The sequence below is a fragment of the Streptomyces sp. NPDC048523 genome (genome assembly GCF_043199815.1).
In the GTDB taxonomy this organism is placed as follows: domain Bacteria; phylum Actinomycetota; class Actinomycetes; order Streptomycetales; family Streptomycetaceae; genus Streptomyces.
The window spans coordinates 158,858-173,633 of record NZ_JBICWQ010000002.1 but is presented as its reverse complement, the minus strand read 5'-3'; the positions used below and the strand labels follow the sequence as shown (position 1 = coordinate 173,633).

Annotated in this window: 17 protein-coding genes; 12 read left to right on the top strand and 5 right to left on the bottom strand. The window is 72.1% G+C overall.

Translation table 11 applies throughout. The annotated features are described in order from the left end of the window. Positions 1-61 precede the first annotated feature (61 nt). Positions 62-226, bottom strand: a complete 165-nt coding sequence (locus ACGFWE_RS09750) for a hypothetical protein (RefSeq protein ID WP_393599153.1) — start codon at positions 224-226, stop codon at positions 62-64. Positions 227-447: 221 nt separating this feature from the next. Between ACGFWE_RS09750 and ACGFWE_RS09745 the strand changes: the two genes are divergently transcribed. The 4 genes from ACGFWE_RS09745 (at position 448) to ACGFWE_RS09730 (ending at position 4,356) form a co-directional block, all read left to right on the top strand. Next, positions 448-1,665 (top strand): NYN domain-containing protein, encoded by a 1,218-nt coding sequence (locus ACGFWE_RS09745; RefSeq protein WP_393599151.1) that lies wholly within the window; start codon positions 448-450, stop codon positions 1,663-1,665. Positions 1,666-1,771: 106 nt separating this feature from the next. Further along, on the top strand, positions 1,772-2,746 hold the full coding sequence (locus ACGFWE_RS09740) for an ABC transporter ATP-binding protein (RefSeq protein WP_393599149.1): 975 nt from the start codon (positions 1,772-1,774) through the stop codon (positions 2,744-2,746). A gap of 73 nt (positions 2,747-2,819) precedes the next feature. After that, the gene (locus ACGFWE_RS09735; protein WP_352382838.1) at positions 2,820-3,644 is read left to right on the top strand and encodes an ABC transporter permease; all 825 of its coding nucleotides are present in this window, start codon (positions 2,820-2,822) and stop codon (positions 3,642-3,644) included. Between the two features lie 34 nt (positions 3,645-3,678). Next, positions 3,679-4,356 carry an AAA family ATPase gene (locus ACGFWE_RS09730; RefSeq protein ID WP_393599147.1) on the top strand — a complete coding sequence of 226 codons (678 nt, stop codon included), beginning with the start codon at positions 3,679-3,681 and terminating at the stop codon, positions 4,354-4,356. Between the two features lie 204 nt (positions 4,357-4,560). Here the strand turns inward: ACGFWE_RS09730 and ybaK are convergent, their stop codons facing one another. The 4 genes from ybaK to ACGFWE_RS09710 all read right to left on the bottom strand — a co-directional run bounded on the left by ybaK (position 4,561) and on the right by ACGFWE_RS09710 (position 8,581). Continuing rightward, the gene (gene ybaK, locus ACGFWE_RS09725; RefSeq protein ID WP_393599145.1) at positions 4,561-5,061 is read right to left on the bottom strand and encodes a Cys-tRNA(Pro) deacylase; all 501 of its coding nucleotides are present in this window, start codon (positions 5,059-5,061) and stop codon (positions 4,561-4,563) included. Positions 5,062-5,077: 16 nt separating this feature from the next. Further along, positions 5,078-5,818, bottom strand: a complete 741-nt coding sequence (locus ACGFWE_RS09720) for an LON peptidase substrate-binding domain-containing protein (RefSeq protein WP_352382832.1) — start codon at positions 5,816-5,818, stop codon at positions 5,078-5,080. Between the two features lie 11 nt (positions 5,819-5,829). Then, positions 5,830-6,840, bottom strand: coding sequence for a hypothetical protein (locus ACGFWE_RS09715; RefSeq protein WP_393599143.1), 1,011 nt, complete (start codon positions 6,838-6,840; stop codon positions 5,830-5,832). A 163-nt stretch (positions 6,841-7,003) separates the two neighbouring features. Further along, positions 7,004-8,581, bottom strand: a complete 1,578-nt coding sequence (locus ACGFWE_RS09710) for an oxidoreductase (protein ID WP_352382830.1) — start codon at positions 8,579-8,581, stop codon at positions 7,004-7,006. 160 nt (positions 8,582-8,741) lie between these two features. Between ACGFWE_RS09710 and hisD the strand changes: the two genes are divergently transcribed. From hisD to hisF, 8 genes are read left to right on the top strand one after another with little or no spacing between them, the layout of a single operon-like run. Further along, positions 8,742-10,067 (top strand): histidinol dehydrogenase, encoded by a 1,326-nt coding sequence (gene hisD / locus ACGFWE_RS09705; RefSeq protein ID WP_393599140.1) that lies wholly within the window; start codon positions 8,742-8,744, stop codon positions 10,065-10,067. Next, positions 10,064-11,182, top strand: coding sequence for a histidinol-phosphate transaminase (locus ACGFWE_RS09700; RefSeq protein WP_352382827.1), 1,119 nt, complete (start codon positions 10,064-10,066; stop codon positions 11,180-11,182). Before hisD ends, ACGFWE_RS09700 begins: the two co-directional genes overlap by 4 nt. Next, positions 11,179-11,781, top strand: a complete 603-nt coding sequence (hisB, locus tag ACGFWE_RS09695; RefSeq protein WP_393599138.1) for an imidazoleglycerol-phosphate dehydratase HisB — start codon at positions 11,179-11,181, stop codon at positions 11,779-11,781. The genes ACGFWE_RS09700 and hisB overlap by 4 nt, the downstream gene beginning before the upstream one ends. After that, complete coding sequence (locus ACGFWE_RS09690) at positions 11,778-11,942, top strand: hypothetical protein (RefSeq protein ID WP_007381382.1); 165 nt, start codon at positions 11,778-11,780, stop codon at positions 11,940-11,942. Before hisB ends, ACGFWE_RS09690 begins: the two co-directional genes overlap by 4 nt. Further along, positions 11,939-12,586, top strand: a complete 648-nt coding sequence (gene hisH, locus ACGFWE_RS09685) for an imidazole glycerol phosphate synthase subunit HisH (RefSeq protein ID WP_393599136.1) — start codon at positions 11,939-11,941, stop codon at positions 12,584-12,586. Before ACGFWE_RS09690 ends, hisH begins: the two co-directional genes overlap by 4 nt. Continuing rightward, the gene (gene priA, locus ACGFWE_RS09680) at positions 12,586-13,314 is read left to right on the top strand and encodes a bifunctional 1-(5-phosphoribosyl)-5-((5-phosphoribosylamino)methylideneamino)imidazole-4-carboxamide isomerase/phosphoribosylanthranilate isomerase PriA (protein WP_352382822.1); all 729 of its coding nucleotides are present in this window, start codon (positions 12,586-12,588) and stop codon (positions 13,312-13,314) included. Before hisH ends, priA begins: the two co-directional genes overlap by 1 nt. After that, positions 13,311-13,709, top strand: coding sequence for a RidA family protein (locus tag ACGFWE_RS09675; protein WP_352382820.1), 399 nt, complete (start codon positions 13,311-13,313; stop codon positions 13,707-13,709). Before priA ends, ACGFWE_RS09675 begins: the two co-directional genes overlap by 4 nt. Then, entirely contained in the window at positions 13,706-14,461 is a 756-nt protein-coding gene (gene hisF / locus ACGFWE_RS09670; RefSeq protein ID WP_352382819.1) for an imidazole glycerol phosphate synthase subunit HisF, read from the top strand. Before ACGFWE_RS09675 ends, hisF begins: the two co-directional genes overlap by 4 nt. Positions 14,462-14,776: the final 315 nt, after the last annotated feature.

Genomic DNA, 14,776 nt, shown 5'->3' with positions numbered 1-14,776 from the left:
GCACTCCGGACGGGGTGCGCCCCTCTGTGTGCCTGGGTCTCAACAACCCTTGGTGGCTATGTCAGTTGTGGCCGAAGGTTTTCTGCCGCCCCTTGCGGGCGACGTCGCCGGGTGTCACCTGCGGAGCATGCTGCTCGGTCTGCGGCTCCATCGAGGAGGGCTGGGGCTCCTGCCCGGCACGCTCGGTCTGCGACGGCTTACGGTTCTGCTTCTTGTTCTTGGCCATGGTGGTGCCTCCTGTGGGGATCTAGGGGCCAGGGCCGGGACCAGATTCACATAGGCTGACAGCAGGCGCATTTCGGATAATTACCGTGTGTGACAGGGAATGTCGCCGGGCAATGCCCCGAAACGCCACGCCGAAGATCGAGTTCGGGCCGTTAACCCTCTCGTGGTCGGGCAGACTCGAAGGAAGCCCGAAGCAAACCTCCCGGAAAGAGGGTGGATCGCGTGGACCGCTGCATCGTCCTGGTGGACGCCGGGTATCTGCTGGGGGCCGCCGCCAGTCTCCTTGCCGGGGAGCCCTCCCGTTCCCGTATCACCGTCGACCACGCCGCCCTCGTCCAGGGATTGCGCGACCGGGCCGAGTCCGACACCGAACGGCCCCTGCTGCGCATCTACTGGTTCGACGGCGCCCCCGATCGCGTCCCGCAGCCCGAGCACCGCAGACTGCGGGTGATGCCCCGGGTCACCGTCCGGCTCGGCGCCCTGACCCGCAGCGACGGACGCTGGGCCCAGAAGGGCGTGGACGCCGCCATGCACGCCGAGCTCACCGAACTGGCCCGCAACCGCGCCTGCTCCGACGTCGTGCTCGTCACCGGCGACGGGGATCTGCTGCCGGGCATGATGGCCGCCAAGGAGCACGGGGTCGCCGTACACCTGTGGGCCGTGCAGGCCGCCGACGGGGACTACAACCAGTCCGAGGACCTGGTCGCCGAGGCGGACGAGCGGCGGGTGCTGGACCGCGCGTGGATCACCAAGGCCGTCCGCGCGAAGGAGCTCGGCGGGGTCTGCGCGCCGCCGCCCGTACCGCGGCCCGAGATCGCCGCGATCCTCTCGGCGCCGCTGCCCGAGTCCGCGCCCTCCCAGGCCCCCGAGCGGAGCGCCGAGGACAGCGAGCACGCCCCGGCGGCCGCCTCGGAGAACGGCACGCAGGAGCGGGTGCCGGCGCCGAAGGGAGTGCCCACGCCCAAGGACCTCGCCGCACTGCGGGCCCCCGGTGCGCAGGCTGCCCAGCCCCCCGCGAGCGCGACCCTGCGGTGGTCCTCCGACAAGGGCTGGGTCGACCGGCCCAGTGGTGCCACCGAGCCGCCCGAGGTCGCCTCCATGCCGACGCTCGCCCAGCTGACCACCGCCGAGCAGCGGTGGGCCGACCGGGAGGAGGACATCACCACCGTCGGCGGGGACCCCTTCGAGGTGGGGCAGGTCTTCGCGCGGCGGTGGATGGAGCGGCTGGGGGACCAGGCGCATCTGCAGCGGCTGGCCGGGATGTACCCGCGGGTGCCGCACCGGATCGACGGGGAACTGCTCAGGTACGCGGCCCGGTTCGGGCTGCTCGCGCACAAGGACGACCAGATCGACGAGCACGACCGTTATGCGATCCGGGCCGGGTTCTGGCGGGAGATCGATGTGCGGACGGCGGCGGAGCCCGCCCCCGCCGGGGAGTGAGAGGGCGCATACGCCGCCCCAGGGGCGAGCAGAGCTCCCCGACCCCGTAGGCTCGTACCTTGTGAGTACGCGCGCTGCACCGGCACTTCGACACCGTGGGGATGTCGTGTGTGCGGTGCGCGGGCTGACCAAGACCTACCCCGCGGTGCGTGGGCGGCGCGGGACTCCGGCCACGCCCGAGGTGCGGGCCACCGACGACGTGCGGCTGGACATCCGGCGCGGTGAGATCTTCGGGCTGCTCGGGCCGAACGGCGCCGGGAAGACCACACTCGTACGGCAGCTCACCGGGCTGATGCGGCCCGACCGCGGCAGCGTCGAGATCCTCGGGCACGACATCGTGCGCCACCCGGACCGGGCCTCGCGGATCCTCGCCTACCTCGGCCAGGAGTCCACCGCCCTCGACGACCTCACCGTCTCCCTCGCCGCCGAGACCACCGGCCGGCTGCGCGGCCTGGAGGCCAGGAAGGCGCGGGCCGAGCGGGACGCCGTACTCGACGAGCTGGGGCTCACGCCGATCGCCGGGCGGCCGCTGAAGAAACTGTCCGGCGGGCAGCGGCGGCTCGCGTGCCTGGCGTCGGCGCTCGTGGGGGAGCGGCCGCTGCTGGTGCTCGACGAACCGACCACCGCGATGGACCCCGTGGCGCGGCGCGCGGTGTGGTCCGCCGTGGACCGGCGGCGGGCCGAACGCGGTACGACCGTGCTGCTCGTCACCCACAACGTCATCGAGGCGGAGACGGTTCTGGACCGGGTCGCCGTCCTCGACCGGGGCCGGGTGATCGCCTGCGACACGCCGTCCGGCCTCAAGGAACAGGTGGCGGGCGAGGTCCGCGTCGACCTCGTGTGGCGCGAGGCGGCCCCGCTGCACGTCCCAGAGGTCGCCGCGCTCCAGGACCGGGCCGTGGCCGCCGGGCGCCGCTGGACGCTGCGGCTCGCCCCCGAGGAGGCCCGCGCGGTCGTCGCCACCGTCACCGGCGGGGCCGCGTTCGCCGCGCTGGACGACTTCACGCTCGCCACCCCCAGCCTGGAGGACGTGTACCTCGCGCTGGGCGGGGCCGCGCAGCAGGGGCTGGTGAAGGCGTGAGCACGTTGAGTACCCGGGCGGCCCTGTCCGTACGTCACAGGGCGACCGCCGGAGCGAAGAGGAGCAGAGCCACGTGAGTGTCGTACCCGCCGGGGCTCTGCCGGGCGGTGCCCTGGCCGTCGAGGAGACGGACCGGGACGCGGCCGCCGAGCTCGGGCCGCGCGCGCGGCTGTGGCCGTCGCTGGCGGCCGTCTACCGGGCGCAGCTGTCCCGCGCGCGGGTCGCGCGCATCCCGCTGCTGTTCGTCGCCACCTTCCAGTCGATCGGGATCATGGTCCTGATGCGGGGGGTCGTGGACGGCGGGGACGAGGCGCAGTCCGTGGTCGCCGGGGCGTCCGTGCTGGTCGTGGCCTTCGTCGCGCTCAACCTGCTCGCGCAGTACTTCGGGCAGCTGCGGGCGAGCGGCGGACTCGACCACTACGCCACCCTGCCCGTGCCGCCGGCCGCCGTGGTGCTGGGCGCCGCGGGGGCGTACGCCTCCTTCACCGTGCCCGGGACCGTGGTGACCGCGGTCTTCGGGTGCGTGCTGTTCGGGCTGCCGCTGGCGCACCTGTGGGTGCTGGTGGCGGTGATTCCGCTGGCGGGAGCCGCTCTGGCGGGGCTCGGCGCGGCCCTCGGGCTGCTCGCGCCCCGGCCGGAACTGGCCACCCTGCTGGGACAGCTCGGCATGTCGGCCGCGCTGCTGCTGGGGGTGCTGCCCGCCGACCGGATGCCCGAGGCGGTGCGGTTCGCCCGGGATCTGCTGCCCTCCACCTACGGCGTCGAGGCGTTCGCCCGGACCTTCGGGCCGCATCCCGACTGGGCCTTCGTGCTCGGTGACCTCGCCGTGTGCGCGTGCGTGGGAGTGGTCTCGCTGGCCGTCGCCACCTGGGCCTATCGCCGGGCGGCCGTCCGGTGACGCGCCGCACAGGCGGGCCTGGCACGATGTCAGGGTGACCGCTCCGTTGACGCCTCCCCCGCCGCCGCACGAACCGTCCCCGCACGATGCGTGGCAGACCCCTGATGCCGCCTACGCGGCCCCTGCCGAAGTCCGGTACGGGCAGGGCGGGCCCGGGATGAAGACCGAGCTGCTGGAGGGCTTGGTGATCATGGTCGCCGTCACGCTCGGCGGGGCGCTGCTCGGGGTCCTGTGGTGGTGGCTGGCGCCGCATGTGCCGCTGGTCGGGGATGTGGACGGACAGGGGAACTGGGTCGTCTATCTCAAGGACACCGAGGGCGAGCAGGCGGTGGGCGTGGACGGGACGCTCACTCTGCTGGCCCTGGCCTTCGGTTTCGTCAGCGCGCTCGTGGTGTTCCTGTGGCGGCGCCGGGGCGGGGCGCCGCTGGTGGTGGGGCTGGCCGTCGGGGGACTGCTGGGATCCTTCCTCGCGTGGCGGGTGGGGATGTGGCTCGGGCCCTCGTCCGATGTGATCGCCCACGCGAAGGCCGTGGGCAAGGGAGTCACCTTCTCCGCGCCGCTGAAGCTGGGCGCCAAGGGGGCGTTGCTCGCCTGGTCGTTGGCCGGCCTGGTCGTGCATCTGGGGCTCACGGCGTTGTTCGGTCCCCGGGATCCCGAGCCGGTGTACGGGGCGGCGGCTCCGGGGGACGGGTACGGGGCACCCGCGCCGTAGGTCCGGGGTACCGGTGCCCGGGTCCGGGGCTCCCGTGCCGTAGGGATGCCCCCCGAAGCCCCTTGGTGGCCGTGCCTGCGAACGGCCCCTAGGCCGGGCGCCTGCCGTGGTTCGAGCGGCCCTTCTTCATGCGCCACCTGCGCTTGCGTGTTCTCTTCGACATGCCCCTTCTGCTTAGTCCAGGAAGGGGCACTCGTCGAGGGGTCACGCGCGGGCGATGGGCGCCAGGACCGCGTCCGTGAGGCGGGTCAGGTCCTTCGGCGCGAGTTCCACCTCCAGGCCCCGGCGGCCGGCCGAGACGCAGATCGTGTCGTGGGCGACGGCGGAGGCGTCGAGGACCGTGGGGAGCCTTTTGCGCTGGCCCAGGGGGGAGATGCCGCCCCGGACATAGCCCGTGGTGCGTTCGGCGAGCGTAGGGTCCGCCATCGCCGCCCGTTTGCCGCCCGCGGCCGTGGCCAGGGCCTTCAGGTCCAGGGAGCCCGCCACCGGGACCACCGCCACCGTCAGTGTGCCGTCCACGTCCGCGACCAGTGTCTTGAAGACACGGTCCGGGGAGACCCCCATCGCCTCGGCCGCCTCCTCGCCGTAGGAGGGGTGGGAGGGGTCGTGGTCGTAGGCGTGCACCGTGAAGGGCACGTCTGCTGTGGTCAGGGCCACGGTCGCGGGGGTGCCGCCCGGCTGCTGCTTCTTCGACTTCTTCGCCATCTGACGGGTTCCGGCCTCAGTTCAGACTCGTCGGGCCGCGCGTCAGTTCCGACGCCGGCAACGACGGAAGATTACGGATGATCGCCGTCTCCGCGCGCAGGAGTTTCAGTTCGTCGCGGAGCCGGGACGCGGTGTCGGGGGCCTGGAGCAGGCGCTGCTTGGTGGGGGTGTCCAGCATCATCGCGGCGGCCACCAGGTACGAGACCACGGACGGTTCGTCCGGGAGTTCCGTGCCGGACGACAGGGAGCGTTCCCTGGCCCCCGCCAGGCGCTTCTGGTACTGGAGGAAGGCCCGCAGGACCCCTTCCGCCAGCGGCCCCGACTCGTCGCCCGCCTCCTCCGGCAGCTCCTCCAGCTCGGCCGTCAGATACGGGCCCGACGCGTCGACGGACACCAGGCGAACCCGGGTCGTGCCCGTCGCCAGGACCTCGAACGTGCCGTCCGCCCGCTCCCGTACGGTCGCCGCGTCCGCCACGCAGCCCACCGCCTGGAACGCCTTGAGCGGATCGTCACCGAAGCCGGCCGCGGGGCCGCCGTCGGGCACGGCCGTCCGGTCCGGCAGGCCGGGGGCGCTGGGCGCCACCTCGTGGCCGTCCCGGATCGCCACGACGGCGAACCGGCGCGGTTCCTCCTCGGGGGTCTTCAGCAGTTCGCGCATCATGGCGCGATAGCGCTCCTCGAAGACGTTCAGAGGAAGCACGAGCCCCGGGAACAGTACGGAGTTCAGGGGGAAGAGCGGGAGCCGCACGGTGGTCACGGCGCCAAAGCCTAATGGCCCGCGGAGCGCACACGTCCCCGGTGCTCACTCCGTGGATGGATCAAGGCGTGCCGCCGGACCTCCTCACGGACCTCCAGGAAGCGGCCCAGCGGGTCCTCGGACTCCCGGCTCCACGGGAACGAGGTCGCGTACGGGCCGAGCATGCGCAGCTGCTCCAGGGCGTCCGTCCAGCGGCCGAGGCGGACCAGGACGAACACCAGCTTGTTGCGGATCTCGGCCGGCCAGGGGTCGGCCGCCGCGAACGTGGCGGACAGCTCGATCGCCCGGTCGGCCGCCGCGTCCAGCCGCTCGCGCGGCACCGCGTCACCGCCGGGCCCGGTCAGCCAGGCCAGCGCTGCCCGCGCGGGCAGCGCCTGGATGAGGGAACCGGCCGGGGCGTCCTGCGCGGCCCGCTCGGCGAAGTCGAAGCACTCGCGGTACGAACCGCGCCAGGAGGCCGCCAGATAGCGCAGGGCGGCGACGTGGCAGCCGTAGTGGAGCGGGGCGCGCCTGAGGGCTGCCTCCCACAGCTCACCGAAGTAGGTGGGCCCGGCCTGCGAGCCGCGCGCGTGGTCCAGCGCGATCCGCCACGGCACCGGGTCGCGGTCCTCGCCGCGAGCCGCGGCCGTGATCAGCGGGCTCACCTCGCGCAGCAGCTCGATACGGGCCGGTGAGTCCCATGCGCGGTCCACCGCGAGCTGGGCGCCCAGGAGCAGCTGGTCCGGGTCGTACGGGGCTTCCGCGCGCCAGGCGTCGTACCACTCGGAGCGCGAGCGGGCGAAGGCGGAGAGCCGCCGGACGTACCGGTCGCGCAGCTCCCAGGCGGCGTCCTCGCGGGTCGCGGAGAGCAGCTCGGCCGCGCGCCCGTACTCGCCCTGTCCGGCGGCGACCAGGGCGGGGCCGAGCCGGTCGTCGGGTACGTCGAGCAGAACCTCGTTGTCGGCGGGCAGCCCGCCGGTGAGGTACGCGGGCATCCGTGACGCGCGGATGAAGGGGGGCAGCAGAGCCATGGTGTCGACCATTGAAGGTCGGCAGGAGGAGGCTGCGCCAGTGCGAACGTGCAACTCGTGGAAAGTTGTACGCCGCAGGGTCAAGGGAAGTTAAAAAGGTGACCGTTCAACAACTCTCTGACCAGCGGTCTCACCAGTTCCTCCCGGCGCCCTGCCGATTTCTTCACAGGCGCCGTCAGCTCCGCCGCAGCAGCCTCGAGGCCCCCGCCGCCACGGCGGTCGCCAGGATCCAGCCGAGGAGGACCATCGCCGCGGCCAGCCACTGCCAGCCGCCGCGCAACTGCCAGAAACCCACCTGCCCCAGATCGATCACCGGAAGCAGCAGGTCGAGAGCGAACAGCGCGGGATTCCAGGCCGGATGGTCGCCGCCCTTGAGCGGCGGATGGCTCGCGTGTGCGAACGCCAAGGAGCTCGCGGCCCACAGCACCGCCATCCATACGGCGGCCCGCCCCGGCCGGTACCCGTAGGCGACCGTCCAGTCCTGCGCGTATCCCCACAGCTTGGCGGCCGGCGGCAGGCTCTCGCGACGCCGGCGCTGCTTGGCGAGCAGCACCTCGCGCGCGTCCTCGTCCTCGCCGCCGGCCCGCAGCACGGCGGCGAGCCTCTCGTACGGCTCCGGGTTGTACTCGGCGGTCGCCGCCGCCACCCACTCAAGGCGCTCGGCCAGCGGGAAGGGGCCGTGCGGCACGAGGTTCTCGTAGACGAAGCCGCCCATGTGCAGATTGCCGGGTCCCGGCCAGGCGCTCGCCCGGTCCACGAGGTTGCCCACGCGCGCGCCGGACAACACCACCTTGCCGCGCTGCGGCTTCTCACCGAGGAAGCGCAGCTCGGGCGCCTGGATGCGGCGCAGCGACAGTTCCTGCTCGTCGGTGAAGGTGAAGCGGGCCCGCTCCAGGTCCACGGCGTCCCCGAACCGCCCGTCGTCCAGCCGTACCCCGCCCTGGCACTCGAAGCGCTGGATCCGCGTCCCGCGCGCGGGAGTCGCCCCGCTCAGCATGGCGGCGCCGACGCCCGCGGGGGTCAGGTACAGCGTGCGCTCGACGGTCAGCTGGGGGGCGTTCAGCGCGAGCCGGGTGTACGGGTTGTTCAGCCGGGCGCCGCGCAGGCTCAGCGAGACCCCGATCGTCGCGCTGCGCAGGCTCAGCTCACCGTGCGACTCCAGCAGCTCGGCCTGCAGGTCCTGGCCCACGGTCATGCCGTCGGCGGCGATCGAACGGCCGCTGCGGTCGCGGTAGACGATCGCCTGGTTCATCAGCAGGTCGGTGCCGATGTGCGCGTCGGTCAGCCGTACGCCGTTGTGGAAGCGGCAGCGCGGCAGATGCAGATCGCCCTCCGTGTGCAACCGGGCGGCCTCCAGGCGCGGCACCGAGCAGTCCACGAACCGCGCGGTGGTGAAGCGGGCCTCCGGCAGCAGGATCTCCCGCTCGAAGCGGCAGCCCTTCATCTCCACGTACGGCACCACCGTGCCGCCCGCGAGATCCAGGGTGCCGCTGATCTGCACGCCGGTGAGCTTCAGGGACGAGACCCGGCCCGCGAGCGCGGGTGGACCGTCCAGGAGCAGCCAGCACACGATCCGCGCGCGTACCGTCCGCTCGGAGCCCCAGGGGTGCCCGCCGTGCGGATCGTCGACGACGGTGTCGCCGCTGCTCAGGTCGTACACGGTGCCGTTGCGGAAGGCCTGCCACATGCCGGCCTCGGCGGCGGTCAGATCGTCCGGCAGGTCCCCGCTGCGGATGCCGGCCCCCTCGGTCACGTCTCTTTCATCCCCCTCATCTACTCACGGGTTTCGTACAACCGTTCATGCCCGTTGAGTGACGTACGGAACACTAGACGTGAGGCGGATCTTCCGGGTTGCGTATCAGCCATTGGAATGCGCGAACGGGCTCTGACGAGGGTCTGAGAGAATTGACCACGTGATCTCCCGAATCGATCTGCGCGGCGACGCCCTCCCCGAGGGCCCCGCCCTGCGCGACCTGCTGCCCCGAGCCGACTTCGACGTCTCGGCCGCCCTGGAGAAGGTGCGTCCGATCTGCGAGGCCGTGCATCATCGGGGCGACGCGGCGCTGATCGACTTCGCCGAGAAGTTCGACGGCGTGCGCCTTGAGCAGGTGCGGGTGCCCGCGAAGGCCCTCACGCGCGCGTTGGAGGAGCTCGACCCGGACGTCCGCGCGGCCCTGGAGGAGTCCATCCGCCGCGCCCGTATCGTCCACCGCGAACAGCGGCGCACGGACCGCACGACCCAGGTCGTGCCCGGCGGTTCCGTCACCGAGAAGTGGGTGCCGGTCGACCGGGTCGGGCTGTACGCGCCGGGTGGCCGGTCGGTCTACCCGTCCTCCGTGATCATGAACGTGGTGCCCGCGCAGGAGGCGGGCGTCGAGTCGATCGCCCTCGCCTCCCCGGCCCAGGCCGAGTTCGGCGGCCTCCCGCACCCGACGATCCTCGCCGCGTGCGCCCTGCTCGGCGTCGACGAGGTCTACGCCGCCGGTGGCGCGACCGCCGTCGCGATGTTCGCGTACGGCACCGAGTCCTGCCCGCCCGCCAACATGGTCACCGGCCCCGGCAACATCTGGGTCGCCGCCGCCAAGCGCTACTTCACCGGCAGGATCGGCATCGACGCCGAGGCGGGCCCGACCGAGATCGCGGTCCTCGCGGACTCCTCCGCCGATCCCGTGCACGTGGCGGCGGACCTGATCAGCCAGGCCGAGCACGACCCGCTGGCCGCGGCCGTCCTGGTCACCGACTCCGTCGAACTCGCGGACGCCGTCGAGAAGGAGCTGGAGCCGCAGGTCGTGGCCACCAGGCACATCGAGGACCGGATCGTGCCCGCCCTCAAGGGCAGGCAGTCCGCGATCGTCCTCGTCGACGGCATCGACGAGGGCCTCAGGGTCGTCGACGCGTACGGCGCCGAGCACCTGGAGATCCAGACGGCCGACGCCGCCGCGGTGGCCGACCGGGTCCGCAACGCGGGCGCGGTCTTCATCGGGCCCTGGGCGCCGGTGTCCCTCGGTGACTACGCCGCCGGGTCCAACCACGTGCTCCCGACCGGCGGGTGTGCCTGCCACTCCTCCGGACTGTCCGTGCAGTCCTTCCTGAGGGGCATCCACATCGTCGACTACACGAAGGAAGCGCTGGCCGAGGTCGCGCACCATGTGGTGACGCTGGCGGAGGCGGAGGATCTGCCCGCGCACGGCGCGGCGATCAAGGCGAGGTTCGGGTGGAAGGTACCGGCGGGCAAGTGAACTTCGGAATCGACGATCTCCCCGTACGGGACGAGCTACGCGGCAAGTCCCCCTACGGCGCGCCCCAGTTGGACGTCCCCGTACGGCTGAACACCAACGAGAACCCCTACCCGCTCCCCGACGAGCTGGTCGAGCGCATCGCCGAGCGCGTCCGCGAGGCCGCCCGCGACCTCAACCGCTACCCGGACCGGGACGCGGTCGAGCTGCGCACGCAACTCGCCAAGTACCTCACGGACACCTCCGGACACGAGGTCGGCCTCGCCAACGTCTGGGCGGCGAACGGCTCCAACGAGGTCATCCAGCAACTGCTGCAGACCTTCGGCGGACCGGGCCGTACCGCGATCGGCTTCGAGCCGTCGTACTCGATGCACGGCCTGATCGCGCGCGGCACCGGCACGGGCTGGATCTCGGGTCCGCGCAACGAGGACTTCACCATCGACGTCGAGGCGGCCGTGCGGGCGATCGCCGAGCGGAAGCCGGACGTCGTCTTCATCACCACCCCCAACAACCCCACCGGCAACGCGGTCCCGCCCGAGACGGTCCTCGCGCTGTACGAGGCCGCGCAGGCGGCGAAGCCGTCCATGGTCGTGGTCGACGAGGCGTACATCGAGTTCAGCCACGGCCACTCGCTGCTGCCGCTCATCGAGGGACGGCCTCAGCTCGTCGTCTCGCGGACGATGTCCAAGGCGTTCGGGGCGGCGGGCCTGCGCCTCGGCTACCTCGCCGCGCACCCGGCGGTCGTGGACGCCGTCCAGCTCGTACGGCTGCCCTACCACCTGTCGGCCGTCACGCAGGCGACCGCGCTGGCCGCCCTGGAGCACACCGACACGCTGCTCAAGTACGTCGAGCAGCTGAAGGGCGAGCGGGACCGGCTGGTGAGCGAGCTGCGCGCGATCGGCTTCCAGGTCGTGGACTCGGACGCGAACTTCGTGCAGTTCGGGCTCTTCGACGGCCCGGGGGGCTCGCACGCGGCCTGGCAGAAGATCCTCGACCAGGGTGTCCTGGTCCGGGACAACGGCATTCCGGGGTGGCTGCGGGTGTCCGCCGGAACCCCCGACGAGAACGACGCGTTCCTCGACGCGGTCCGTGAACTGAAGAAGGAGCAGAGCACATGACTCGCGATGGTCGCGTTGGCAGGGTCGAACGAGTGACCAAGGAGACCTCGGTCCTGGTCGAGATCGATCTCGACGGGTCCGGCAAGGTCGAGGTGTCGACGGGCGTCGGCTTCTACGACCACATGCTCGACCAGCTCGGCCGGCACGGTCTGTTCGACCTGACCGTGAAGACCGAGGGCGACCTGCACATCGACTCGCACCACACCATCGAGGACACCGCCCTCGCGCTCGGCGCCGCCTTCAAGCAGGCGCTCGGCGACAAGGTGGGCATCTACCGCTTCGGCAACTGCACGGTCCCCCTGGACGAGTCCCTCGCGCAGGTCACCGTCGACCTGTCCGGCCGCCCGTACCTCGTGCACACCGAGCCCGAGAACATGGCGCCGATGATCGGCGAGTACGACACCACCATGACCCGGCACATCCTGGAGTCCTTCGTGGCCCAGGCGCAGATCGCCCTGCACGTGCACGTGCCCTACGGGCGCAACGCCCACCACATCGTGGAGTGCCAGTTCAAGGCGCTGGCCCGGGCCCTGCGCTATGCCTCCGAGCGTGACCCGCGCGCGGCGGGCATCCTCCCCTCCACGAAGGGCGCGCTGTGACCGGCCTCTCGACCCTCCTGATCGTCGTCGGCCTCTTCCTGGCCGGCGGGATCTACTCCTTCGTCAAGCAGCAGATGCCCAAGGGCCTGATCGTGCTGCTGTCCATCGCCGCGGGGATGTGTCTCGTCGCCGGTGTCATGAGGCTGGAGGTGTGGAATTGAGTACTCCGTCTTCGAAGAAGGTCGTCGTCTTCGACTACGGCTTCGGCAATGTGAGGTCCGCCGAGCGCGCCCTCGCGCGCGCGGGCGCCGAGGTCGAGATAACACGCGACTACGACAAGGCCATGAACGCCGACGGCCTGCTGGTGCCCGGCGTCGGCGCCTTCGCCGCCTGCATGAAGGGCCTGCGCGAGGCCCGCGGCGACTGGATCATCGACCGTCGGCTGTCCGGCGGGCGCCCGGTCATGGGCATCTGCGTCGGCATGCAGATCCTCTTCGCGCGCGGCATCGAGCACGGCGTGGAGTCCGAGGGCCTCGACGAGTGGCCAGGCTCGGTCGAGCCGCTCAAGGCCGACATCGTGCCCCACATGGGCTGGAACACCGTCGACGCGCCGGCCGGCTCCCGGCTGTTCGCCGGCCTGGACGCCGACGCCCGCTTCTACTTCGTGCACTCCTACGCCGTCCAGGACTGGTCGCTGGAGACGCACAACAAGGCGATGACCGCGCCCAAGGTCACCTGGTCGACCCACGGTGAGCCCTTCGTGGCCGCCGTGGAGAACGGCGCCCTGTGGGCCACCCAGTTCCACCCCGAGAAGTCCGGCGACGCCGGTGCGCAGCTGCTGAACAACTGGATCGGAACCCTCTGATGCCCACCAAGCTCGAACTCCTCCCCGCCGTGGACGTCCGCGACGGCCAGGCCGTCCGCCTCGTGCACGGCGAGTCCGGGACCGAGACGTCGTACGGCTCCCCCCTGGAGGCCGCCCTGTCCTGGCAGGGGGCGGGCGCCGAGTGGCTGCACCTGGTCGACCTGGACGCGGCGTTCGGCACCGGCGACAACCGGGAGCTGGTCCGGCAGGTCACCGAGGCGATGGACATCAAGGTCGAGCTGTCCGGCGGCATCCGCGACGACGCCTCACTGGCCGCCGCCCTCGCCACCGGCTGCACCCGGGTCAATCTCGGCACCGCCGCCCTGGAGAGCCCGGAGTGGGTCGCCAAGGTCATCGCCGAGCACGGCGACAGGATCGCGGTGGGCCTGGACGTGCGCGGTACGACCCTCAAGGGCCGCGGCTGGACCAGCGAGGGCGGCGACCTGTACGAGGCGCTGGAGCGGCTCGACAAGGAGGGCTGCGCGCGGTACGTCGTCACCGACATCGCCAAGGACGGCACGCTCCAGGGCCCGAACCTGGAGCTGCTGCGCAACGTCTGCGCGGCGACAGACCGCCCGGTGGTGGCCTCCGGCGGGGTGTCCTCCCTGGACGACCTGCGGGCCATCGCCGAGCTGGTCCCGCTCGGTGTCGAGGGCTCCATCGTCGGGAAGGCGCTGTACGCGAAGGCGTTCACCCTGGAAGAGGCTTTGGAGGCGGTGGCTCAGTGAGCGATCTGCGACGCGTCACGACCGGTGCGCCCTGGGAGGACACCTTCGGGTACTCCCGGGCGGTGGAGCTGCCCAACGGCCTGGTGCTGGTCTCCGGCTGCACCTCGGTGGTGGACGGTGAGATCGTCGCGGGCGACCCGTACGAGCAGACCATCAACTCCTTCAACGTCGCGTTCGCGGCTCTGAAGGAGCTGGGGCTCGGCCGGGACGACGTGGTGCGCACCCGCCTGTACATCACCCACGCCCGGGACGTCGACGAGGTCGGACGCGCCCACAAGGAGCTGTTCGACACCGTCCGGCCCGCCGCATCCCTGATCATCGTCTCCGGCTTCGTGGACCCCAGCCTGGTCGTCGAGGTCGAGGTGGAGGCGTTCCGAGGAGACACCGCAGCATGACCCTCGCCGTACGAGTGATCCCCTGCCTGGACGTGGACAACGGCCGGGTCGTCAAGGGCGTCAACTTCCAGAACCTGCGCGACGCGGGCGACCCCGTCGAGATGGCCAAGGTGTACGACGCCGAGGGCGCCGACGAGCTGACGTTCCTGGACATCACCGCCTCCTCCGGCAACCGCGAGACGACCTACGACGTGGTGCGCCGCACCGCCGAGCAGGTCTTCATCCCGCTGACGGTCGGCGGCGGTGTCCGCACGGCCGAGGACGTGGACAAGCTGCTGCGGGCCGGGGCGGACAAGGTGGGCGTGAACACCGCGGCCATCGCCCGTCCCGACCTGATCCGCGAGATCGCCGAGCGGTTCGGCCGGCAGGTGCTGGTGCTGTCGGTGGACGCGCGGCGCACTTCCGCGGGCACCTTCGAGGTCACCACCCACGGAGGCCGTCGCGGTACCGGCATCGACGCCGTCGAGTGGGCGCACCGGGCCGCCGAGCTGGGCGCCGGTGAGATCCTGCTCAACTCGATGGACGCGGACGGCACCAAGGACGGCTACGACCTGGAGATGATCGAGGCCGTCCGCAAGCACGTGACCGTCCCGCTGATCGCCTCCGGCGGCGCGGGCAAGCTCGACCACTTCCCGCCGGCCGTCGCGGCGGGCGCGGACGCGGTGCTGGCGGCCTCGGTGTTCCACTTCGGCGATCTGCGGATCGGCGAGGTGAAGGAGACGCTGCGGGGGGCGGGGCACCCGGTCCGCTGACCATCGGACCCGGGGCCACGCACACACCCCGTAGAGCTGCACCCGCGGGTTGGGCGAGGGCCTTGAGCGGGCCGGGGTCAGCCGGCCGCGGAGCCCTCGTCGCAGGGTGTGAGCCTCCGCGACGTGGACTTCCAGGACGCGCCGGGGCGGGCGGCCGCGCAGCTGGCGGCCACCCGGCTATGCCACGAGCAGTGCGCCGGCATGTACCCCCGCCACCTCGACGAACGGCCCACCAGGAGCCGCCGGGGTCGCCCTGCCGATCGGACCGTTCGCCGGGCTCAGCGGCGCCCTGTGCGGCGCGCGCCGTAGGCCCAG